The sequence below is a fragment of the Paenibacillus sp. 23TSA30-6 genome (assembly GCF_014858585.1).
In the GTDB taxonomy this organism is placed as follows: Bacteria; Bacillota; Bacilli; order Paenibacillales; family Paenibacillaceae; genus Paenibacillus.
This window is the reverse complement of the sequence record NZ_SLTL01000049.1, coordinates 1-22,246: the sequence shown is the minus strand read 5'-3', so window position 1 is coordinate 22,246 and position 22,246 is coordinate 1. Positions and strand designations below refer to the sequence as shown.

Here is a 22,246-nt window from a genome sequence, read left to right as displayed (position 1 = left end):
AACTTGAACACATCATTCATTAGATTATCCTTTTTGCTTAATGGGGTCCACATGTTCCATCCCGTCCTCTTCCTATTTATTACTAGACAGTATGGACACTTTCTCTATTAAACAGACATCTAACATTCACTTTAGCGAAGAAGCTTTAAAACTTTTATCGAACAGAAATTTTCATAATATTTCGGCTGACGGCAATCAGGTAGCGAAGTATGAAAGGACATAGTCATGGCAGGTTTCAATATGAATATTTTTAAAAATAGCATTTTCAATTTTTTAGGTGGGATGATGTCAAGCTAAGACAGAAATAGATACTTCAAATAGAAAACAATGCCTGAAATATGAGAGAGCCGATAACCGCGTAATAGGGTTATCGGCTTTGTGTCTGTACGGCTAGCTCTTTGACATGCGTTTATCAGCAACCTCTCGGTTATGTCACTTGTTGCTGGTCTTCTTGATCAAGTCCACGCCATCGTATGCCAGACTTTCCACACTTGCAGCCTTCTGCAGTATGTAATGATCAAAAAAGTTCTTCGTATAGTCTGTAACAAGATTTCGCATCTCCATAGCATCCCGTTCGCCTCTGAGTTCCTCATTAACACTGGTAAACACGATGTCGCAGTAATCTAAATGCGCAACACGATCAACAGAGAAATAATAGGTTTCCATGCTATTGTTAGCGCCAATTATCGCATTCATGTTATAGTTAGGTTCACAAAACAGTAGCAAGAAGGGTTTCTTAAGGTCGCTGTCGAGAAGGCCGAACGCACCGCTATCCAAGCCAATCCCGCAGGCGAACCGGTCGTCGTCCCGGCAAACAATCGCCGTCGTAGGCCCTCCATAAGAATGTCCGACTATGCCCATGCCGATGTCAAGCAACAATCTGCCCTTAAAGATGGAATTCAGCTCTCCAGAGTCCAGTTTGTAAAGATAATCGGCTACATACCTTACATCTTCTGCCTGTAATTCACTATACTCTGTTAACTTGGCAAGTATCGGCAGTGTAAGCACGTTATGGCACATCTCAATGGCAGTTTCATCGTCAGGCCGCATCTCCATCTTACCAGCCAACGCCAGCATCTCCGGATCTTCAGAAAACGCCATAATGACATCCGAAAAATCCTTTGATACATTAAACAGGCGCCCATCTTTACGCTTATACATCGTGCTATTCTGATGGCCGATGCTTACCACAACATATCCCATGCTTGCCAAGTCTGTACAGATCACTGTACCCCATTCTGGAGAACCGCCCCCGCCGCAAACATAGAATAACACCGGATAGCGCTTTTCCTTCCCGGAGAGAGCAAGGTCGTCGTAACACTGGGTCTTGATATCTATAGAGAAAACATCCTTCCCTTTAAGATACGCAGTGACAAGTGGCTGCTCATTAAACATCTCGTAGACTTCAGGAAACATGTACGTTGATGTAGTCTTACCTTCGCTACTGTCGGACGGATAGTACACAAACGCCGTCAGTTCTCTTTTTGAGTGATCTGATGCCGTGTACTCAAAATCCATCTGGGTTCGACCGACAGTATAGCCGCCAATTGGTTCTGGAAATGCGTCATAAGTTTTCATTTTCTTGTTCCCCCTTAATTAATAAAAGTGGCGAATGTGAAATACATACATTGCGCTATAAGCGCTTTTCAAAACTGTGAAACTATTACATCCTATCTTCAGTGAATCATATCTACTCCTTGGCTTTCTTGATATCGCTAACAAATTCAGAATATTTATGATCTTCAAGCAGCCCATGACCCATAAAGTCAGCAAAGTACTTGCTAATCTTATGTTGCAGCTTAGAGTCCTTAATATCGAATTCCCTAAAAAACATGACTAAATTAAACTGCATTGACTCAAACATAAAAGAAATCAGGTCGTCGTCAATATCAGGTCGGAGATATCCATCAACCCTCATTCGGCGTAAAATGTCCTTGATCAAGGGGAATGACTCGCCCTTTAGCACATTCAGATATATTTTAAGCAAAATGTTCTCAGGAATGTATAAAAATGTTTCAGTGAGTTTGATTTCCAACTCATTCAGTGGCTCGGTCACAATGCCATTAACGTTACCAAATAAGCCAGTAAGGAAAAACCGGAAAAGGGAATCTTCATTACTGTTATTAAAATACGCAGCTCTTTTCTGGGTCACATTACGTATTAAGAGACAATAAAGGTCATCTTTGTCTTCAAAATACCGATAAAATGTTCCGGGGTGCATGGACAAACTATCCAAAACCATCTTCATAGTTATATCCTCGTAAAGATTATCAACAAAAAGATGCATAGCGCTATTAGATATTTCCTCGCGCCTTGCTTCATCTAAACGAAAGAAAGTATTTTTTGGCATAGATTACTCCTTAATGTGAAGTGTGAATTGATTCATACTATATCGATAATCAATTCACATGTCAAGTAGTATTGAAATATTAATATCATTATAAAAGATTAAAACCATTGCATAGAACATTATCCTTCCTAAGAGATAAGTTAATGGAGTTGTTTTGTTTTTTTATATAATATGTCCAGTAAATCTGCGGTATCTGATGCGAATTTAGTTACTGCATCAGGAGTAGCTCCTCTGGAATTTGCGATGGAAGTACTGAAAAAATAGATGTATTTACACCAGATACATTACATTCATGGTATAACCTAAATAAGACTCATAAACCTGAATACTTCTTCCAGTTAATGAATTCAATAAATAAATAAAGTAACTGAAAAGCTCAATTTCTCTATTTTGATTTGCAGAGAAGTTGGGCTTTTTAATTTGGAATTTCCTTATCGTTGTAAATCCGCATTTTCCTGACGCTACCCCTTCCTTCACTAATAGAAAAAGCGTTCCATAGGGTTCGCCGGTGTCTATATTAATGACCGTCTTCCCCAGCGTCAAAACCGGAGAGTTCGGATCTGGTGTTAGGAAATCTCTTCTCTCCATATCAAACCAGAGTGCCTGTCCATAACTTTCGGATTCCCTTACCCGCTTAAGCATGCTATAGACTTTGCTCTCATCTCCACTTTCGGTGTAAGAGGCGAAAATTGTCCCTTCTTTATCAATGAATACAGCGGCATCTACCTCGCGAAAGATTGACAAGTCAATGGATAGGCGGATCTGCATCAGGTTTCCAAACTGAACACGCTCCATGGCAGTATCAGATTTGGCACCGTATGAATCATACATCCTGTTAATATTCGTGACCATAATATTGGCCGCCGTTTCCACACTGCTGAATATGTAATCAGTCCGAGACAGGGTAAGCTGAGACTCGTCCACCACGTTACTCGTGGTTCGGTCTATTAAAGAACGGCTGAAGAGTTGATTAGACAACAGGCCAAGAATAAGGAGAGAAACAATGATTAGCGGAAGAAATACTGCAATAACCTTGCTTTTGAATCGAAGCCGACCAAACCACTTTCGAGCTAGTGACAGAATATTCAATTTGAAACCCCTCCGCCATCAAGAGAATATTCATCATGTTAACACAACTAATCTGTACAAGAGTAGATCAAAAGTAACCTTAAAGATTCAGCCGCCATCTTGAAAGTATTAATGGGATGTGTTAGGATGAAGTCGAATTTTAGTAAATTTATTAACTAAAAAAGGTGTGAGCTTTTTTGGCAACCATTAAAGACATTGCCCGCGAAGCGGGTGTGTCTGCCGCAACCGTTTCAAGGGTTTTAAATAACGATCTGTCTCTGTCCGTGAGCCCTGACACCAAAAACAGGATTTTTTCGATTGCTGAACAGCTCGGGTATAAGCCTTCCCGGCTGAGGCAATTAAAGCAGAACACGGAACGTGCCGGGAAGACAGTCTCCCTCCTGCTGTGGTGTTCCATTGAAGAGGAACGGGACGATCCGTATTATGCCTCGATCCGCCGTGGAATCGAACTGCGCTGTGAAGAGCTTGGCCTGACGTTGGGGCAGACCCTGCGAGGCCGCTCTTCCATCGTCAGCTTGCAGAAGACGGACGGTCTGATTGTCGTGGGCGGCGTCGATCCTGAAGAGGTGATCAAGTTGCATCCCAACAAAAACACCATTGTCCTTGTCGACCAGTACCATGAACAGTTGGAGTACGATTCCGTACGCCTCCATTTCCGGCAAGCTGTTGATCAGGCACTCGGACATTTATTGGAGCTTGGTCACAGACAAATCGGGTTTATCGGCGGTAAAAGCGACGGAGAGCGACGGGCGCATTATTTTGAACGGTTCATGCGGGAACGGGGATTGTACAATCCTGAATTCGTCCGTATAGGCGCTTGGACTACCGCGGATGGCTATCGGATGATGAACGAGCTACTTGTCGAACAGGAAAGACCGACGGCCTGCTTCGCTGCAAGCGACCCGCTCGCCATCGGTGCCCTCCGTGCCCTTCATGGAGATGGAGTCAAGGTACCTGAGGATATGGCCGTCGTCGGCTTCGACGACATTGAGATGGCGGCCTTCGTACAGCCACCGCTAACCACTGTGCGTGCCTATCCCGAACAGATGGGAAAGGCTTCCATTCAACTGCTAGCTGAACGGTTTGAGGGACGTGAACCACCTGCGCACAGCGTGATCGGGACTAAGCTTGTCATACGGGAGAGCTCGTGCCAAAACAGCTAAAATCAGCACTTGAAAGTCTTAACGTTATTGATAAATATCCTTACGTAAAAACAAATCGATATTATGAACCCCAAGGAGTGAATACTATGAACATTCATGTAAACGAGACGCTTGGTTTGTTTCACCTGCAGTCCAAGGATTGCAGCTATATTATCCAGCTTATAGAAGGATATCCCGCACATGTCTATTGGGGAGCTAGACTTCACCATGATCAAAGTCTAGCAAGTATACTGGAACTTAGGGAGCGCTGCTCTTTCTCTCCCACTCCCGTTCCTTCCAATCGTACGATTTCCCTGGACACGCTTCCCCAGGAATATCCCCAGTATGGAACAAGCGACTTTCGTCAGCCCGCTTACCAGGCTGCACTTGCAGACGGCACCCGGATTACGGAGCTAAAATATACTGGTTACCGCATTGTACCGGGTAAACCAAAGCTCGAAGGACTTCCTGCCGTCTATACCGAATCGGATGATGAAGCAGCAACCCTCTTTCTGATCCTTGAGGACAAAAACTCAGGTCTTAAGGCTACACTGCTCTATACTGTATTTGCGAATTACAGTGTTATTGCCCGGTCTACCCTGTTTGAGCATACTGGAAGCGCTATCATAAATATTGAGCAAGCCATGAGCGCCTCTGTCGATTTCGCCGATTCCAACTACCAAGCTCTCTACCTGTCCGGTGCCTGGGTACGGGAACGGCATATCCAGCGCCGTGACCTGGGACCCGGTGCCATTCGCTTGGAGAGCCGTCGGGGCTCCAGCAGTCACCAGATGAATCCCTTTCTGGCACTGCTTCGTCCTGATGCAACTGAAGATCGTGGTGATGTGTACGGCTTCAGCTTGGTCTATAGCAGCAACTTCGTCGCACAGGCAGAAGTAGAGCAGTTCGACCAGACCCGTGTAAGTATCGGGATCAATCCCTTTGACTTCTCCTGGCAACTTGAACCGGGTCAGTCATTCCAGACCCCTGAAGCCGTACTGGTCTTTTCCGGAGAAGGTCTTGGGGGCATGTCTCGCACTTATCATCGACTCTATCGTACACGTCTGTGCCGGGGCGTTTACCGTGACAAAGAGCGTCCGATTCTTGTAAACAATTGGGAAGCCACTTATTTCAACTTCGATGCTGATAAAATCGAGGCGATTGCTAAGGAAGCGGGACCCCTCGGTATTGAGCTCTTTGTTCTTGATGATGGTTGGTTTGGCAAACGCGATAATGACGACAATTCGCTTGGGGACTGGTTTGAGAACCGCCGCAAGCTGCCTGGCGGTCTTGCCGACCTGGCCAAACGGGTTAATGAACAAGGATTACAGTTTGGCTTGTGGGTAGAGCCGGAAATGGTATCTCCTGATAGTGAACTATACCGTGACCATCCTGACTGGTGCCTGCATGCTGAGGGGCGGCGGCGGACGGAAGGCCGATCCCAGTTGGTGCTTGATCTCTCCCGCAAAGAAGTATGCGATTACTTGTGCAATACGCTTAGCTCCGTATTCTCAATCGCTCCGATTACTTATGTCAAGTGGGACATGAACCGTAATATGACGGAGATTGCTTCGGCTACAGCTCCTAGCGAACGGCAAAAGGAAACCGCACACCGTTATATGCTCGGACTTTACGATCTGCTGGAACGCTTGACTTCCCGGTTCCCGGACATCTTGTTCGAAAGCTGTTCCGGAGGTGGCGGACGGTTCGATCCAGGAATGCTCTACTATATGCCGCAAACATGGACCAGCGACGATACCGATGCGATTGAAAGATTGGCTATCCAGTACGGAACAAGCATCGTGTATCCGGCCAGCACCATGGGGGCACACGTATCAAGCGTGCCGAACCACCAGGTGGGACGAATCACCTCCCTCGCCATACGCGGCGATGTGGCAATGAGTGGCAACTTTGGCTACGAGCTTGATCTTACTGCATTTACAAAGGAAGAAAAGGAGCTCGCTGCCAAACAAATCGCCCAGTACAAGGAAATTCGCTCCCTTGTACAGCAGGGGGATATGTATCGGCTCCTTAGCCCATTTGAAGGCCGAGGTGATACGGCCTGGATGTTCGTTAGCGAGGACCAGTCGGAAGCGTTTGTCGCTTACTTCCGCGTACTGGCTGAACCGAATGGGCCAATCCGGCGATTAACACTAAAAGGACTTGACCCGGAGAAAAAGTATAAAATCGAAACCGGGGCGACGGGCAACACGGCAGATCATGCGGTTAATACCTTGGCGGAAGACGGCGGCTCCCCCTTCAGCGTAGCGTTCGATGGCGAAATCTTTGGAGGTGACCGCCTAATGAGAATTGGGCTTGTGGTCTCGGATCTAACAGGGGATTTCGCCAGCTCTACCTTCCGCATTAAGGAGATCCCCCGCTGATAACGAATGCAGTCAGTGACGATAAAAAAAATTAAAACAAGGCAGACCGATTCTCCGGTCTGCCTTGTTTGATAATTATTCCAATATTTTAGTTATCTACCTGTATGTTAATGGCGAATAATTACTACTTCCTGTCTATCCATCGCTTTTTCATTTTTCGTGTGACATACAAAAAAAGAGAAACCCAACGTCATGGAAATGACCGGGTTTCTCGACAAGTTGAGTTCCAGATTCTTTACTTGGAACCATTTTTACAAAAGCATTTATTTTGTAATCGTAATTTGTTTGGATGCAGCGCTATAATTCACTTGGTAGCCCGAAAGCTCACTAATGGCTCTTAGTGGAACTAATGTGTAGCCCTTAAAAATAATCGGGGCTGTGATGGGAGTTGAGGAATTCCGGGATATATTTAGCTCATATACTACCATCTTGGGATTCTTAATTTGAAGTATCACCTGTTTGCCTTCAGTAGGGCGATTCATAAGGATCCGCTTGGTCCCTCTTTCATAATTCACCTGGTAGCCCACCCGTTCGCTGATAAAACGTAGCGGAACCATCGTCACCCCATTTATGATCTGCGGGGCCTGATCTATCGACATAGCGCGACCATCCACGTAAGCATATTTAGCTCCTGGTGTCAGGATGAATGAAGTTGCGTACGGGGCAACCGTATTGTTGGAGTACACGGACGCTGAGCCAGAGTTTGTTGTACCTGTACTTGTACTTGTCGTGATAGATGAACCGCTGGTATTAAACACACGATTGCGAATAGCTTCCAGTCGATCCAGCAGATCACTTTTACGCGACCCGCTTGGCAGATCACTAATTGCGTCTCTGGCAGCACGCCAACTGGATGCACTCAGGTTATTCTCCGCAGTCCTCATCAAATCTCTTGCTTCCTCATAGTCTGATGAACTAGACGACGAAGAAGAATAGGAAGTATCCGTACGTTCCGACAAACTCACACCTGAAGATTCCCCTCCATTGCTTTTTACTGCTACTACCTTAATTACATACCAGCGTCCTGTACGCAAATTCGTAATATTGTAGGACTCAGAGGTTGTAGCCCCACGATAGTCATTATCAACATATATTTTCACCCTCTGCGCTTCACTCGGAATATCGTAGGTGATTTTTATCCAGGTTTCATCCTTGCTGTCTACCTCAAGATTGGTTACTTCCGACGTACTGGAGCTCGAATTAGTCGTCGCACTCAGCTTCACGCCAGAGGACAACGCACCTGTGCTCCGCTTGGACCTAATCGTAATTCCATACGACCGAGCTGCTGTCAGGTTCGTGAACGTATATGTCGTTCCTGATGAATCTGTTATCAGTTGCCCGTCCAGATATAGACTAACTGTACTAATCCCGCTGGGTCTCGTCCAGGAAATGGATATACTCTGATTACCAACGGACGTCACTGTCGCTCCAGTCACATCTGGCACGGACGAAGTATCGACGGAGACTGTTGGGGTTGTAACTGGAATACTAACCCCCCCAGATACGTTTCCGGATTTATCCACTGTTTTGACCGTTACGGTATAGTTAGTGGAAGCGATCAAGCCACTAAACGTGTAGGACGTACCTAAGGTTCGCTGCACTTCCCTATCATTTAGATAGATAATCGCTTGGCTCAGGTCAGCATCCTTGGGCAAAATGTAATTCACAGTAAAAGCGTTGTAACCCACATTCGTCGCTGTCAGCCCGCTCACCTCTCCTGGAGGTGTCTTATCTACAGGAACAACAGAAGCCGTTTTGGCCTGTACTGAAGTCCCCTGAGATTCATTTCCGCTCTTATCCACCGTCTGCACTCGAAAGTTATATGTTGTATCAGGCTGTAAGCCGCTCATCATATAAGAATTACTTTTGATGTTATCTACATATACGTCCGTGCTGACGCTGACCTTTACATGGTCAAAATTGGTGTCCGTCGGATTTGTCCAAGACAAGTTCATCTTTGTTGTATCTGCCGGAACCGCTGTCAAATGGCTTACTTCTCCAGATGCAATACTCAACGCAGCTGTTTGGTTCGCCAACGTTTTTATAATTCTGTTAATATAGGTTCTTTGACCATCTACTTCTGTAAGCGTAGTCACGCCTGTACCCGAACCAACCTTCGCATAGCGCCCTTGACCTGCTAATACATTTGCATGTGACTGCTCTATACCCGGATTTTTCAAATTCCAGCTATGCTCTTTGGCAGGCAACGCACTCGCCGCTACATCCGTTCCCCCCAAGATGCCATATCCCGTATTCAAAATCAGAGTAACCGTTGCGAACGGAGCCATCCATTGGCGCAATCCCTTCTTTTTCATGATCTGTGCACTCCTTGATAACAATATGTATTTGTCAAACCAGTTGGTAAGATTACAAAATCCTCTTATTGTAATCCAGCCTTGTCAGCCTAGCATAAGCAATAGACGTTCATTTAAATGTTATCGGAATATTTAAAGGAAATGTTTAGGCTAATAGTACAAGCTCTTTCCCCAAGCCAAGAACTGGACTTGTATACATAAAAAAAGCCGCGCTGAGCGCGGATACTAAAAGATAATTTATGCCTGGTCCAACCTGGTCTAATTAGGTTTTCTCTCCCATCGGAACAATGTACAGTGTTCCATCCTCGCTATACTCCGCATAGGCGATCTCGTCGATATCACCATATCCTTGCTCTCGGACCTTTGCTTTAATCTGCTCCATATCGATTTTCTTGCCCCTCATGGATTCGTTCAGCAGCTTTCCTTTATCGATGACCGTAACGGAAAAGAAATCAGGCTGCACACCTATCCCCATATCCTGAGCGGTTGGCGGCTCGTATTCGGGTTTGCGCATGACTGATAGTGAGCCGTTCGTTTCCAACGTGGCGTACCTGACCTCACGAAGAGAAAAAATATTTTGCTGCCGAAGCATGGAAAGTAACTGTGTATACTCAATATCGTATTTTTCTAGCATTTCTTGATTAACCTTGCCTTTATCGATGAGCAGCACAGTCCGGCCCTCCGCCATATATCCAAATCTTACAAAATGGGTCGTTGCCTTCTCAAAAAAATAGGACAGCGCGCACCACAGTGCCAAAGCAAACAAAAGCTGCCCAATGCTCACCTTATCGTCGTATAGTGTATTCCCCACAATTTCGCTTAAAACCAATGACGTTAAAAAATCGAGCGGTGTTAACTGACTGAGGGTTTTCCGCCCTGTAATAAAAGCAATAATCCACAAACCAAAAAAGCTGATGATCAATTTGACACCAATCGTGACGAATACCTCCATACATACACCTCCCGGCAAGAAGTTATTTCTCCTTACGGGTTATTACACCTGTCCATTTCTATATAAACAGTGGTTCATTTCACCTTCTATCCTCTTGTGTTCAGAATATCCGCTCTAATGCGCGCACCCTACCGTACTGGCGCACATCTTCCGGCGTTACCGCGAACAGCATATTAAGTAGCTCGATCTGAAAGCTTCCTGGTCCTTCCCCACCTTTTCGTTCTGCTGCCATTTCAGCAGCAACGCCATATACGGCAAGTGCTGCCATGCCAGCAGTAAGTCTGTCGTTTTCGACAGCAGCGAAAGCGCCAAGCACCGAAGTTAATAGGCAACCAGCTCCCGTAACTTTGGTAAGCATGCTATGGCCGTTCTCAATGATCCACCCTATACGGCCGTCGGTAATGACGTCTTCTTTGCCGGTGATTGCAACAATTGTATTCAGTTGATGGGCTGCTTTGACTGCAAGTTGTGAAATATTCAAATTGCCTGTTTCTCCAGCATCGACACCTTTAATTTGTATGTCTTCGCCAATGATTTGTGCAATTTCAGCAGCGTTACCGCGAACAATATCCACCTTGACCCGATCCAGAATCCGGAGAGCGGAGGCTGTGCGGAATGGGGTCGCTCCCGCGCCCACGGGATCTAACAGCACAGGTACCCCATGTTCATTAGCCGATAAACCAGCCATAATCATGGACTCTACAAGTTCTTCATTTAACGTACCAATGTTAAGTACAAGCGCCCCCGCAATTCGGGCCATATCTGCGACTTCCTCTTTGGCGTATGCCATAACTGGTGAAGCGCCGAGCGCGAGCAGTCCGTTTGCCGTAAAATTGGTGACGACCACATTGGTTATATTGTGAACGAGCGGATTCGTATCCCGCATATTTTGTAGCAACAAAGCCATTTGATCTAACATTAAAAAACCAACCCTCTTTCTTCAGGAACCTGTGAAAGACTGTTGGCCTATACATATGTATACACTTCTATCCCTACGCTGGCATTATCCAACAGGTTCACACGGTCTACGACGGCTTAGTCGTACTCTCAGCTTGCTTCCACAGGCTCCCGTTATATTTTTTTCTAATGTTACGGGTTCGTCATACAAAAATCAACAGATATTTTGATCATGTAAAAAACGTTTGGAGGTTTGCTTTTGGACCCATCTATTGCTTCTTCCCCGTCTGCTGTTGTAGCCGCTGATGGCTCGGGTGACTATCTCTCTCTAATTGAAGCTTTAGCATCCAATGAAACTAATATTTTAATAAAAAACGGTATTCACAATGTTTTTACTACTATATTGATCCAAAACCATACTACAAAAATACAGGGTGAATCCATTGAACAAACGATACTTCGCCAAGCCGATCCTTCAAAGGATTTAATCAAAATAAACGCCGATGATGTTTCGATTACCCGCTTAACCCTGGATACGTTCACTCACTCTGCTCAAGCAGCTCTTGTTGTTGCATCCTCTAACCGTACCCGCATTGAAGGAAATAAGATTTTAGGTGCTGCAAGTATTTTTGCCGTATACTTTGCGGGTCCACAGGTGACGCCAGGTGCAGATACGATTGCAGCAGTAGAAGAAAATCATCTCGATAATGAGAATGTGTTTGAAAATAACACCTTATATTCTGAAGGGATTCGCGTTTCACGTAATTTAGAGCACCCAATTTCATTAGGCAGTCGATACCATGGATTAGAGATTATGTACAATAAGATTTGGGATACCCGCTTTTTTGGCATTGAACTGGATCAGCTTTCTAACCATATTAACGTGATGTTCAACACGATTGATCATCCTGATTTCTCGGGCATCCAGGTTTTGCGATGTTCTAAAATCAATATTTCCAATAATATCATTTCTAATTTTGGAGCCTGGAAAGGTCGTGGTAAAATTCGTGATTGGACGAGTGATTCGAACGGGATTTATCTGGAAACGGATGTTCAACAATCCAGTATTTATTTAAATGAAATCATATCCAAGGGAAATGGGGATTTTGGTATTCGGGTTACGAAAGAAACCTCTCACAATCGAGTGTATTTTAATCGAGTTTTAGGGACTTATGTTCAGCATCCCTTATGGATTGAGGGCAATAATTTCGGGAAATAATATTGCCCTACCCATTCTGAGGTTCAAGTCGGACTACAGCTCCTTAACGACTTTTTACGAGAAGCTGGATCGCTTCCTTAACAAGTTTATCTGTATCTCCACCAGCCTCTTGTTCTTCCAATATACAACGTTGCAGATTCTCTGCCACGATCTGGGCAATCGCTTTATCGGATGCATTGCGTACGGCGGATAACTGGCTTACTACGTCCTTACAGGATTGTCCTTCATCCATTAAACGAAGCACCCCACGCACCTGACCCTCAATTCTTCTCAGGCGTGTTTTCAGCTCATCACTATAATTGTAATCCATCAGGTATACACTCCTTTTTGATTTAATCATATACATGTATAGGTATATTATAAACCGAAAAAATAATAAGGACATCCTAAATGAATAGATTTACCTTACCCTGCGAAGCATCCCCCAGGTAGGCAGCTACTCCGGCATATTCCAAACCGTCCATCAGCTCTTCCTGTTGTAGTCCTAGCAGATCCATGGTCATGGTGCAGGCCACCAGCTTGATCCCCTGCTCTTGCGCCAGCTCGATAAGCTGCGGAAGGGAAAGCGCATTATGCTTTTTCATGACATGCTTGATCATCTGTGGGCCGAGTCCTGCAAAATTCATTTTGGACAATGCAAGCTTTTGGGGTCCACGCGGCATCATCCAGCCAAATTTGGAGCCTAGAGGTGCGCCGATCAAACTTCCCAATACCGTAAAAACAGTTACGATAACCGGAATTTGACCCGTTGATATTTTGCCAATGACACCGCCAATGGCGGAAATGAACACAATAGCGAATGAGGATGCGATGGTCGTTCGGGTAGGAATCTTGAGCACGGTTAACATAAATACTCCCGCTAATGAAGCAAAGAAGACCTGAAACATGCTAATCGTGGACACTTCTTGTGCTGAAAAATGTGCTATGCCCAAGCCAGCCGGGACAAAAAGTAATAACGGATAATTGATAATGGCTCCGCTGATACCCAGCAAACCGGAAAAGAATGATCCGATCAGACCCAGAAGCACCATGACTCCATACAGGAGAATATCCATCATACCCCCACTTTAGTTGTCATGTACGGCACAGCGGTTAGGTCCCATTTCCATGTCTCGCTGTTCTTCTTCCGTAGGTGTTATTTTTCCCATGTTGGTCTGCCGAATTTCTTGATAGGCGTTAGGGTGTTCTGGTAAGTTAGCAGTTACTCTATTTCTGATTTCAGTCTCACTTTGCAGGTTTAAACCCGGATTCGTCTGGTAAAGCTCTGCTAAGCGTGCGTGAACTTTACCGCCTTCACTCAGCTCCGTGATGCTGCCATCGCGGCTTTCATAGCTTGGAAGTATATTTTCTGATAAAGCCCCATCATAGATTTTTTTATTGACGTTTTTTCAATGCGAGTATTGTATCCGTTATGCCTTTTTCAAAAGGGGTCTTGGGTATAGGGCCTACAACACGCTCGTATTTGCTACCATCCAGCACAACAGGTGTTTGGGTCAGATATAGCATCTCTACGATTTCACGAATCACGGGATCAAATAATCCGATCAGACGAAGTGCGGTTTTTCGCAGTGGAAAGACGGGTTTAGTTTTACCACTTGCTTTTTGTGCAATATGCACAAGCTTTTTGCCGGAAATCACACCCGCCCCCGGTATGTTCCAATTTTGACCGTAAGCTTCTTCCCGGCTAGCTAATTCCACGATCATCACTGCCACATCGGGTAGATACACATATTCGCGGGGGACATTCAAGCCTCCTATGAAAATAGCCGGTTTTCCAGCAGCCACAGCCTCCATAGTTAAACCTAAATAAGAGGATTTGTTGGCTGTAGGTCCGTAATAATCAGGCAATCTTGCAATCATAGGCTGTGCATGATCCCAGTGGGAACTGAATATAAGCTTTTCAAATTCCAGCTTGACTTTTCCCTTACGGGTATGAGGGTTTTTGGGATGTTCCTCATTCACCAATGGAGTCAATGCCTTTCCGTACGGATAAATTCCGTCTATGATGACTATTTTCTTACCTAAACGGTTGGCTGCCTCCATGACGGATTCCCCCAAAGGAAGCTGGCGTGTCTCCATTTCGTGGTATGGAACAGCCGCGCATTGGAAAATGACATCTGCATCCTTAACCGCGTCACTAACCTGATTCGCATCGAATACATCTCCTTTATAAACAGACAGATGCTTTGGCTGACCCAATGACGCTTGTAATTGCTGGAGCTTATCGGAAGAACGGCCGAAGGCGATGGTTTCAATGCCTCTGTTGAGAAGTTCATGTAGAATTGCCGACCCAGTTCCTCCGGTTGCACCTAATACGATTGCTTTTTTCATTGTGAACACTCCTTAAATAGAATAATTATTTAGTGACTAATCAATAACAAAGTGCGATGAAATAATAGTTAGTGATTAATCAATTACAGAATATGAAAATAAACGAGGTTAATCGTTTATTTTCATCAGCTCCGGCAGATCCAGCGACATTGAGATATTACAAAGCATGCCTCTGGCCAGAAAAAGCATCGTTCTTTCCAATGCCTGATCAATCCCTGCCTGGCGAAAAGCATCATATACCGTCGCATGAATTTCACGTAATCCCTGCTGCATCACGTTCACAACCACGTCCTCGTGAATCGTCTGCGCCTGCATTTGCAAAAGGATCTCATTGCGGTATTCCATCATAATTTGCGAATATGCTGCAATAAGCTCCTGCTCTAGCCGTTCAGACGAAACCGAATGAATAACTCGGTGAAAAGAGTCTATGATGCGTGCAAATGAAACCTTCAGCGCTTCAATCAGCAAGGCTTCCTTGGTAGCGAAAAAACGGAAAACATATGGCTGAGAAATGTTGGCCCGTTCAGCCACTTTGGCTGTGGTCGCACGATAATAGCCCATCTCCGCAAACACTTCAATGGCGGCGGATATGATTTCCTTCTGACGATTTATTGATGTTGACGTAGCTTTGGTCATGAAATCTCCATCCTTTTGTTCAACACAGATTCAGATTAGTGATTGATCAATCACTAAATTCAATATAAACGACACTGCACGAAAATGCAATAGTAATCGCTCAGAAAAAATAAGTCGCCTCCGTGATGGTTTCGGAAGCGACTCTTTTATTGTGTCTCAGATTATGGAGTCATGGAGTTAAAATACAATCTGACATAGTTGACCTTTTGTGTTTTTGTCTGATAGGAAAATACTAAATACTGATCAAGCCCGGAAGTATTTTTGATGGTATAACTAACTTCTGCTGTATCCGGTACGTCTTTGGAGGTGTCGTTCCTTTCGGTCGGCTTACCTAGTTCCTTAATGACTTGGTTGATAACCAGCTTTTTATAAGATGGATCGGATAATGTAATCTCTGTAACTTTATCGCTTCCATCCAGTACGATATCCGTATGATGCTTGGCGTAGCTCCGCAGATGACCGGTAGAGCCTGACTCGGATTTTCCCCACAGCTCGAACAAAAGATCGCTGCCCGTTCCCAAACCAAGACCTTTGGGCAAATTCGGAAGCGTCCCCAGCTTGGCGGCGCTGAGTATGGTTGCTGGGAAACTGTGTGTGTGATTAGATGGCGCTGCACTACTGGCAGGTGACTGATGGGCCGAGGTTGAGCCTTGCTCAGACACCTTTCCTGTATTTTTGGAATCTGCTGCACTTGGACTTTGCTGGTGTGTGTCCGAACCTTGCTTGTTCGCATCTGCACTCTTACTATTATCGTCCGTTTGCTGAACCGCAGAATCGGTAGATGGTGCAACCGCGCCTTCCGTAATTGGAGCAGTTGATTTTGCATCTCCGCTATTGCCGCATCCGGTGATGACAACGAAACTGATAGCCATCAAAGCAGTAGCCGTTATTAGCTTATAGGGCAGCTTTTTTGATTCATGTGGTTGATGTGAATGTTTTATCATGAGATCACTCTTTCCTTGTTTCAATGAGGTACAAACCAAGTGTAACCGAACCACATTTCCAGAATACCTCTACTTGTTTCCAACTTGTAAACAAGGACATTGAAGATCATCCAACATACACTATTTACGATAGTACGATCCTAACTTTTGTTGAGAAAAAGGATAAGGAGAATTGCTGTTTTTCAACCACATATTCCCTTTTATGATGAAGATATATACAGCAAAAGCAAAGTAGATTGTCCCCCAGATCCAGTCTGCTGCGGTGGGTGCATTGTACTTGACAATATCGTGAATGTACCAGATTCCGACCGGAACATGCAGGGAGACTGCCGTAAACAAACCGGGATTATATAAGGTTTTTGCTTTTATATTCACAACAATGCCATGCCAGACTACCTGGAAGAAGCCCATAAAAACAGGCGCGAGTCCAAGCCATATCACGTGCGGAAATAATATCGGGAGTAAATAAAACACATAGGCAATCACCACATTAATAATCATGGCTGATTGGGTGTTTAAAGGGTACCGATCTGGGGTTTCACTTTTAAACATGACGTTGTTAAATAGACCGGCAAAATATCCAGGCCAGCGGTACTCCTCAAATTGATGAAAAAGTATGGTTACAAAGCTCAACCATAAAATTCCTGTTATATCCGAAAAAATGGCCCTGTTCATAAGTAAACCAATACATACGATCACACCGATGATAGCCCCTGCGTCCTGCCAGTATTTTCTCAAAAAATTCATAGTATTCACTCCAGTCATTTATTATTTCAGGATTTTTGCAAAATCCTCATTTATCAAAATATCTTTCAAACAACAGGTTTAATTGTTCCTCGATTGAAGGCATTTCCACAGCCGCTCCGGATTCAAGAATCGGGCTCATCAATGCGGGAAGAAAAATAGCCCCAAATATCTGCAGCATCATCGCTAACAATCGCTCTGGCCGTTGCTCACCTGTCAAGTCCTTGATCGTACTTTGCACTTTGGGGAATCCCATCATGTTTAAAAACCTTCCGTATTCCTGTTGGGATGTGAAGGGCGTGCTACCCATGACAATGACACGTGAGAGAAGCTCCGGGTATTGCCGAATGACTTGTAAATAATCAAACAAAAATTGTTTCAGTCGATCTTGGGGCGGGATCGCTGTATTGTCCAAAATAGAAAAAGTGTGCTGAAAGCCACTTAATATTACTTCAATGGCTTCACTGAGCAGATTTTCCTTAGAGCCAAAATAATAATTAACTAGAGAAATATTAGTGGTCGACAGGTCGGCAATTTTCCTGATTGTAACCGCCTCAAAACCTTCCTTTTTAATGAATTCAAGCGCAGCGTGTAATATTTTTTCTTTGGTTTGCTGTTTTTTGTCTACGTGATTCATACTTCTCCTCCTCTTACCTGGTCCAATCAGAGCGGATTGAATAGACCAGAATTCTATAAGTTAAACATAATTTAAAACACTGTTTAAATTTATGTTTGAACTTAGTTTAGCACTTTATATTTCGCAATACAAGCACAGTTTGATATTTAGCATATACAAAAACCCGCAAACGAATGAGATCGCTTGCGGGTTGCTATAAATTGAGATTGAGAAAAGGATTAAATCGCCCAATTTCCTTTGCGGAACACAGCCTCTGTACTTCCGTCCTGCAGCTCGCCGTCAATATCCAGCTCAGCAGAGCCAATCATAAAGTCAACATGGGTCAGGCTGACATTGGCACCGTTCTGGAGCAGCTCTTCCCGGTTCATTTGTGTTCCTTTTTCGAGGTTAAACGGATACGCACTGCCGAGCGCCAAGTGACAGGAGGCATTTTCATCAATCCCTGTGTTGTAAAAGATGCGATTGAGATTGGAAATCGGTGAATCGTGCGGCACGAGCGCGACTTCACCCAAATAGCTGGCCCCTTCATCCGTAGCCAGCAAATGAGTCAGATGTTGCTCGCCGGATTCCGCTGTATATTTGGTAACTATGCCATCCTTAAAGGTAAATGTAATGCGATCGACCAGTTGTCCATTCAAATTTAACGGCATCGTGCTGGTGACATAACCATTTACACCTGTACGTTTAGGCATTGTGAAAACTTCTTCTGTCGGCATATTCGCCACAAAGTAGTCTCCACGCTCGTTTTCACCACCACCGCTGCGCCAAATATGTCCGTCGGCCAGTTCGATTTTCAAATCTGTTCCGGGTGCGCGGTAGTGCAGGCTTTTATACTTTTTATGATTCAGCTTGTTTTGCAGCTGTTCGAGGTTTTTCAGATGTTTCTGCCAATTCAGGACGGGATCGGAGCCATCTACACGATTCATCTGGAAAATAGTTTCCCACATGACACGAATTCGGTCCTCTTCCGCCATATCGGCAAACACTTTATCGGCCCAAGCCTTCGTCGGTGCTTTGATCAGACACCAGCTGATTTTATGATTTCGGGTGTAGTGGGAGAAGCCCTCTCTCATCGTTACCGCCGCCTTCGTTGCACGCGATACTTTTTGCGGATCAATGCCTTGGTACAGATCTGGGTTCGGCACCTTGATTGTTAGCGTGGCTCCACCCTCTTCGGCGAATTTCTCCATCATTTCTGCCTTCCAAGCAGGGTAGTAATCAAAGCTGGCTTCGTCACCATGTTCAAAACGACTACGTGTAATGGAATCATCCTCAAACTCTACCTGTACATATTTAGCGCCTGCTTCATAGGCTTTGCTGACAATCAGGCGTGTAAACTCAACGGTTTCCAGTGGTGCAGTTACCAACAACGCCTGTCCGGGCTGGATGTTGACACCTACTCTTACGACAAGTTCTGCATATTGTTCCAGCAATGCTTCAAAGGAACTCATTTTTCCACGCTCCTGTTCCGAATTTCATGATATTTACAATCTACAATTACAGTACTGACTGCTTCTCCAATTCACGCAGCTCCACTCTTCGTATTTTACCCGAGCTGGTTTTAGGAAGCTCTTGAATAAACTCTATTTTTCGTGGATATTTGTAAGGCGCTGTCAATGCTTTCACATGATGTTGCAGTTCCTTCACCAACTCCGGTGATCCTTCTACTCCGGCTTTGAGTACAACGTAGGCTTTTACAATATGTCCCCGGATTTCGTCAGGACTGGCTACGGCAGCACACTCCTGTACAGAGTCATGCTTCATGAGCGCTTCCTCCACTTCGAAGGGACCGATGGTATAACCGGAGCTAATAATGATATCGTCACCGCGTCCTTCAAACCAGAAGTATCCATCCTCGTCCTTTCGCGCCCGGTCTCCTGTAACAAAATAGTCTCCATGGACACTGACTCCTTTGCGCTCTGGATCAAGGTAATACGTATGGAATAATGCCGGTAGATCAGCACGCACTGCAATATCGCCCACTTGGCCCGTAGCCAGCGGAACACCGTCCTCGTCTACGATCTCAACCAGTCCTGGCGCAATGGATTTTCCCATTGAACCTGTGCGCAAAGGCGCGTCCTTCAAATTACCGATAATCAAAGTGCTTTCCGTCTGGCCGTAACCGTCACGAATCGTAATGTTGAACTGCTCCTGAAACTTGTTAATGACCTCCTGATTAAGAGGTTCTCCCGCAGAAACTGCGCTGCGCAGTTGGGACAGATCATATTGATCCAACCCATCCGTCTTCGCCATAATCCGGTATTCCGTTGGGGTACAGCATAACACTTGAATCCGGTATTGCTGTAGGAACTGCAAATAGCGACCCGGACGAAAAGAACCATTATATACGAATCCGGTCGCTCCATTTCCCAATACGGATAGAAACGGACTCCAAATCCATTTTTGCCATCCTGGCGCAGCTGTAGCCCATACCGTATCCGAGGCCTGGATATCCAGCCAAGGGGATGTAATCCGAAGATGGGCAAATCCCCAGCCGTGGCTATGTACGACACCTTTAGGATTTCCCGTGGTACCGGAGGTATAGGCCAGAATTGCCATGTCATCCCGGTGCGTTTTCACAGCTTCAAAGGTATCTTCCTGTCCAACCATCAGCTCATTCAGCTCCAGCCAGCCGGGTTCAGCTACGGTGTCGTCGCTGGAAACCGAGATACGGTAATCCAGAGAAGGCAAATCCCCGTCTACTTTGTCCACTTCACCTGTTACTCCGGTCCAGGCAATCACCCCGCGCGCTTCCGAATGGCGAAGTCGATAGGCAATATCCTTGGCCCGAAGCATTTCGGAAGAAGGAATAACGGCAAGTCCCAGCTTTAAGCAAGCCAGGTAAATCACATACGCAATAATGCGACGTGGTACTACGACCAGAACCCTGTCTCCTTTGTTAAATCCCAGTCCAGCGAGTCCTCCAGCCAGTCGATTAGCTTTTTTCAATAGCTCCCCGTAGGTGATTTCCTCGTAGTCTCCTGTTTCGCTTAACCACTTGAGTGCTGTCTTGCTGGCGTCATGGTGTTCCATTTCCGAAGTCATATTGTAATATTCAGGCGCAAGCCATTGCTGTTGATCTGTCAAATTGTACATTCCCCTTTATACATAAGATGAGAGCCACGATCTAATCTTATTATAACACGTCTTAGTACCAGGTTCTAATACCAGACTCATTTTTTCGAAAAAAAATAAAGTCCGTAGAAGCGAACGACAAAAAGAAAGAGCCAGGTTTCAGACTCTTTCTCTATGCTGCTATAAAGCTTTTAAAACTGGAGCTCCACTACTGTAGATGCCGCTTCTTGTCCGTTCACAAGCAGCATAATACGGTGTGCACCTGGATAATGGCGGCGGGTCGTCAGGTCTGCGAAACGGTGTGTTCGCGTACCTGTAAGACGGGTTCCTCCGGGTACGTTTTTGTCGGAAAGCAAAAATAATTTACGCGAGACTTGTCCTCTTGCCTTCACAAAGTCGATTCCGTATTCGATGCGAACTCGCACCGGGTCACCTTCCCGAAGTTGAAGCGCATAGCTTAGCTCACAGCTATCACCGAGCTTTAACACAGCCGGATCGGCAGTAAAAGACGCTTCCGTGACTAACGGGGACCCATTCGTTTCTTCGGCATAGCCGAACAGTGTCATCACCTCGGGGCTGGACTTGCGAATCAGGGTCCGGCAGCCGTGGCGTACAATCCAGTCGGTGTGGGGATGCGTACCTTTCCATCGTTGAGCTGTTGCAATGACTGCTTCGGGATGATCCTTGGCGATGTCGTTCAGGTTGTTGGCTACACTTTTACGTACATACAGTGAGGGATCGGCTTTCAACATTTCCAGCACGACCAATACTGGAGCGGGATCGCGCTTAAATATGGGCAACGCTTGCCCCCACGGCAGTCGTGGACGACAGCCTTCGCTGGCAAGACGACGGACATGCTCGCTTGGATGCCCCGCCCAGACCGTCATCTGGCGCATCATCCGTTCCGGTTCGCGCAGCAGGAAGGGTCTGACGGCAAACTCCGCAGATGACTTCTGTGTGAAACGCTCCAGCGCTTCCATGGAAAGCGTCCAATGCTCCTCCCCCTGCCCATACACCTCCACAAAATCCGGAAAGAATAAGTACGGGAAACCGCTGCAATGCTCGTCTATAGCAAAAAGGACAGCCAAGGCTTCTTCATAACGACTGGGCAAGAACGTCCCCAATGTTAGTGAAATCCGCCGCATCCGGGCTTTTAGCTCCAGCTCATTCCACGATTCGTCCATGACTTGATGGATAAATCTCTGGGTATCAAACGAGCTATACGCCGTTTGTACTCTTTCACCGAAAAGGCGAAGAAAATCCTCTGTGTATATATTTTTTAAAGGTTCAGCCATCTTGTATCTCCTTTTGTATCCGAATGTAAACGATAGATTCATACCTTCGTCTATGATAACCATAAACGACGCTCCAACACCAGCACCAAAACCGTTCCAGAGCCAGAAATACTAAAAATGCCAAGCCCTGTGATGAGGACCTGACATTTTGCATGCGTAGCTTATGAATTTGGATCAAGCTCTAGCTTATGTCCTCAGTAACGGAAGTTGGGGTTACTCTTCCAATTTCCTCTGAA

Annotated in this window: 17 protein-coding genes, 2 pseudogenes and 1 riboswitch; of the genes and pseudogenes, 4 read left to right on the top strand and 15 right to left on the bottom strand. The window is 45.4% G+C overall.

Annotation, left to right across the window (positions count from 1 at the left end):
* Positions 1-432: 432 nt before the first annotated feature.
* The gene (locus E0698_RS25045) at positions 433-1,578 is read right to left on the bottom strand and encodes an alpha/beta hydrolase (RefSeq protein ID WP_192513278.1); all 1,146 of its coding nucleotides are present in this window, start codon (positions 1,576-1,578) and stop codon (positions 433-435) included.
* A gap of 112 nt (positions 1,579-1,690) precedes the next feature.
* Positions 1,691-2,350, bottom strand: a complete 660-nt coding sequence (locus E0698_RS25040; RefSeq protein ID WP_192513277.1) for a TetR/AcrR family transcriptional regulator — start codon at positions 2,348-2,350, stop codon at positions 1,691-1,693.
* Positions 2,351-2,536: 186 nt separating this feature from the next.
* On the opposite strand from E0698_RS25040, the pseudogene E0698_RS25035 reads away from it, so the two are divergent.
* The 3 genes and pseudogenes from E0698_RS25035 to E0698_RS25020 form a co-directional block, all read left to right on the top strand.
* Positions 2,537-2,712 (top strand): annotated as a pseudogene (locus tag E0698_RS25035) (glutamine amidotransferase); the annotation flags it as partial.
* 903 nt (positions 2,713-3,615) lie between these two features.
* Positions 3,616-4,602 (top strand): LacI family DNA-binding transcriptional regulator, encoded by a 987-nt coding sequence (locus tag E0698_RS25025; protein ID WP_192513276.1) that lies wholly within the window; start codon positions 3,616-3,618, stop codon positions 4,600-4,602.
* Between the two features lie 86 nt (positions 4,603-4,688).
* Positions 4,689-6,965, top strand: a complete 2,277-nt coding sequence (locus tag E0698_RS25020) for an alpha-galactosidase (protein WP_192513275.1) — start codon at positions 4,689-4,691, stop codon at positions 6,963-6,965.
* Positions 6,966-7,228: 263 nt separating this feature from the next.
* Here E0698_RS25020 and E0698_RS25015 read toward each other — a convergent pair whose 3' ends face one another.
* The 3 genes from E0698_RS25015 to thiM form a co-directional block, all read right to left on the bottom strand.
* Positions 7,229-9,280: a fibronectin type III domain-containing protein gene (locus E0698_RS25015; protein WP_192513274.1), complete on the bottom strand. Its 2,052-nt coding sequence runs from the start codon at positions 9,278-9,280 to the stop codon at positions 7,229-7,231.
* Between the two features lie 262 nt (positions 9,281-9,542).
* Positions 9,543-10,232, bottom strand: coding sequence for a YetF domain-containing protein (locus tag E0698_RS25010; protein ID WP_149096369.1), 690 nt, complete (start codon positions 10,230-10,232; stop codon positions 9,543-9,545).
* 100 nt (positions 10,233-10,332) lie between these two features.
* Positions 10,333-11,151 (bottom strand): hydroxyethylthiazole kinase, encoded by an 819-nt coding sequence (gene thiM, locus E0698_RS25005; RefSeq protein WP_134914039.1) that lies wholly within the window; start codon positions 11,149-11,151, stop codon positions 10,333-10,335.
* Positions 11,152-11,204: 53 nt separating this feature from the next.
* Positions 11,205-11,314: riboswitch (TPP riboswitch) on the bottom strand.
* Between the two features lie 74 nt (positions 11,315-11,388).
* On the opposite strand from thiM, the gene E0698_RS25000 reads away from it, so the two are divergent.
* Positions 11,389-12,348, top strand: a complete 960-nt coding sequence (locus E0698_RS25000; protein WP_192513273.1) for a right-handed parallel beta-helix repeat-containing protein — start codon at positions 11,389-11,391, stop codon at positions 12,346-12,348.
* A 43-nt stretch (positions 12,349-12,391) separates the two neighbouring features.
* Here E0698_RS25000 and E0698_RS24995 read toward each other — a convergent pair whose 3' ends face one another.
* From E0698_RS24995 to E0698_RS24950, 10 genes and pseudogenes are all read right to left on the bottom strand, one after another.
* Positions 12,392-12,658 carry a metal-sensitive transcriptional regulator gene (locus E0698_RS24995; protein ID WP_044645886.1) on the bottom strand — a complete coding sequence of 89 codons (267 nt, stop codon included), beginning with the start codon at positions 12,656-12,658 and terminating at the stop codon, positions 12,392-12,394.
* A gap of 76 nt (positions 12,659-12,734) precedes the next feature.
* Positions 12,735-13,034: pseudogene (locus E0698_RS27765) on the bottom strand (DsrE/DsrF/DrsH-like family protein); the annotation flags it as partial.
* A 688-nt stretch (positions 13,035-13,722) separates the two neighbouring features.
* Entirely contained in the window at positions 13,723-14,679 is a 957-nt protein-coding gene (locus E0698_RS24985) for an SDR family NAD(P)-dependent oxidoreductase (RefSeq protein WP_192513272.1), read from the bottom strand.
* A 108-nt stretch (positions 14,680-14,787) separates the two neighbouring features.
* Positions 14,788-15,315, bottom strand: a complete 528-nt coding sequence (locus E0698_RS24980; RefSeq protein WP_134914031.1) for a TetR/AcrR family transcriptional regulator — start codon at positions 15,313-15,315, stop codon at positions 14,788-14,790.
* A 161-nt stretch (positions 15,316-15,476) separates the two neighbouring features.
* Positions 15,477-16,259, bottom strand: a complete 783-nt coding sequence (locus E0698_RS24975; RefSeq protein WP_192513271.1) for a DUF4309 domain-containing protein — start codon at positions 16,257-16,259, stop codon at positions 15,477-15,479.
* A gap of 120 nt (positions 16,260-16,379) precedes the next feature.
* Complete coding sequence (locus tag E0698_RS24970; protein ID WP_192513270.1) at positions 16,380-17,006, bottom strand: HXXEE domain-containing protein; 627 nt, start codon at positions 17,004-17,006, stop codon at positions 16,380-16,382.
* A 46-nt stretch (positions 17,007-17,052) separates the two neighbouring features.
* The gene (locus tag E0698_RS24965; protein WP_025682103.1) at positions 17,053-17,640 is read right to left on the bottom strand and encodes a TetR/AcrR family transcriptional regulator; all 588 of its coding nucleotides are present in this window, start codon (positions 17,638-17,640) and stop codon (positions 17,053-17,055) included.
* Positions 17,641-17,858: 218 nt separating this feature from the next.
* Positions 17,859-19,091 carry an aminopeptidase gene (locus tag E0698_RS24960; protein WP_192513269.1) on the bottom strand — a complete coding sequence of 411 codons (1,233 nt, stop codon included), beginning with the start codon at positions 19,089-19,091 and terminating at the stop codon, positions 17,859-17,861.
* A 46-nt stretch (positions 19,092-19,137) separates the two neighbouring features.
* Positions 19,138-20,727: an acyl-CoA synthetase gene (locus tag E0698_RS24955; protein WP_192513268.1), complete on the bottom strand. Its 1,590-nt coding sequence runs from the start codon at positions 20,725-20,727 to the stop codon at positions 19,138-19,140.
* 179 nt (positions 20,728-20,906) lie between these two features.
* Positions 20,907-22,010, bottom strand: coding sequence for a hypothetical protein (locus E0698_RS24950; protein ID WP_192513267.1), 1,104 nt, complete (start codon positions 22,008-22,010; stop codon positions 20,907-20,909).
* Positions 22,011-22,246: the final 236 nt, after the last annotated feature.

Bases quoted from the DNA above. Each gene is read 5' to 3' on its own strand.
- E0698_RS25045 (WP_192513278.1), bottom strand. From the start codon at position 1,578: ATGAAAACTTATGACGCATTTCCAGAACCAATTGGCGGCTATACTGTC.
- E0698_RS25040 (WP_192513277.1), bottom strand. From the start codon at position 2,350: ATGCCAAAAAATACTTTCTTTCGTTTAGATGAAGCAAGGCGCGAGGAA.
- E0698_RS25020 (WP_192513275.1), top strand. From the start codon at position 4,689: ATGAACATTCATGTAAACGAGACGCTTGGTTTGTTTCACCTGCAGTCC.
- E0698_RS25015 (WP_192513274.1), bottom strand. From the start codon at position 9,280: ATGAAAAAGAAGGGATTGCGCCAATGGATGGCTCCGTTCGCAACGGTT.
- E0698_RS25010 (WP_149096369.1), bottom strand. From the start codon at position 10,232: ATGGAGGTATTCGTCACGATTGGTGTCAAATTGATCATCAGCTTTTTT.
- thiM (WP_134914039.1), bottom strand. From the start codon at position 11,151: ATGTTAGATCAAATGGCTTTGTTGCTACAAAATATGCGGGATACGAAT.
- E0698_RS24995 (WP_044645886.1), bottom strand. From the start codon at position 12,658: ATGGATTACAATTATAGTGATGAGCTGAAAACACGCCTGAGAAGAATT.
- E0698_RS24985 (WP_192513272.1), bottom strand. From the start codon at position 14,679: ATGAAAAAAGCAATCGTATTAGGTGCAACCGGAGGAACTGGGTCGGCA.
- E0698_RS24980 (WP_134914031.1), bottom strand. From the start codon at position 15,315: ATGACCAAAGCTACGTCAACATCAATAAATCGTCAGAAGGAAATCATA.
- E0698_RS24975 (WP_192513271.1), bottom strand. From the start codon at position 16,259: ATGATAAAACATTCACATCAACCACATGAATCAAAAAAGCTGCCCTAT.
- E0698_RS24970 (WP_192513270.1), bottom strand. From the start codon at position 17,006: ATGAATTTTTTGAGAAAATACTGGCAGGACGCAGGGGCTATCATCGGT.
- E0698_RS24965 (WP_025682103.1), bottom strand. From the start codon at position 17,640: ATGAATCACGTAGACAAAAAACAGCAAACCAAAGAAAAAATATTACAC.
- E0698_RS24960 (WP_192513269.1), bottom strand. From the start codon at position 19,091: ATGAGTTCCTTTGAAGCATTGCTGGAACAATATGCAGAACTTGTCGTA.
- E0698_RS24950 (WP_192513267.1), bottom strand. From the start codon at position 22,010: ATGGCTGAACCTTTAAAAAATATATACACAGAGGATTTTCTTCGCCTT.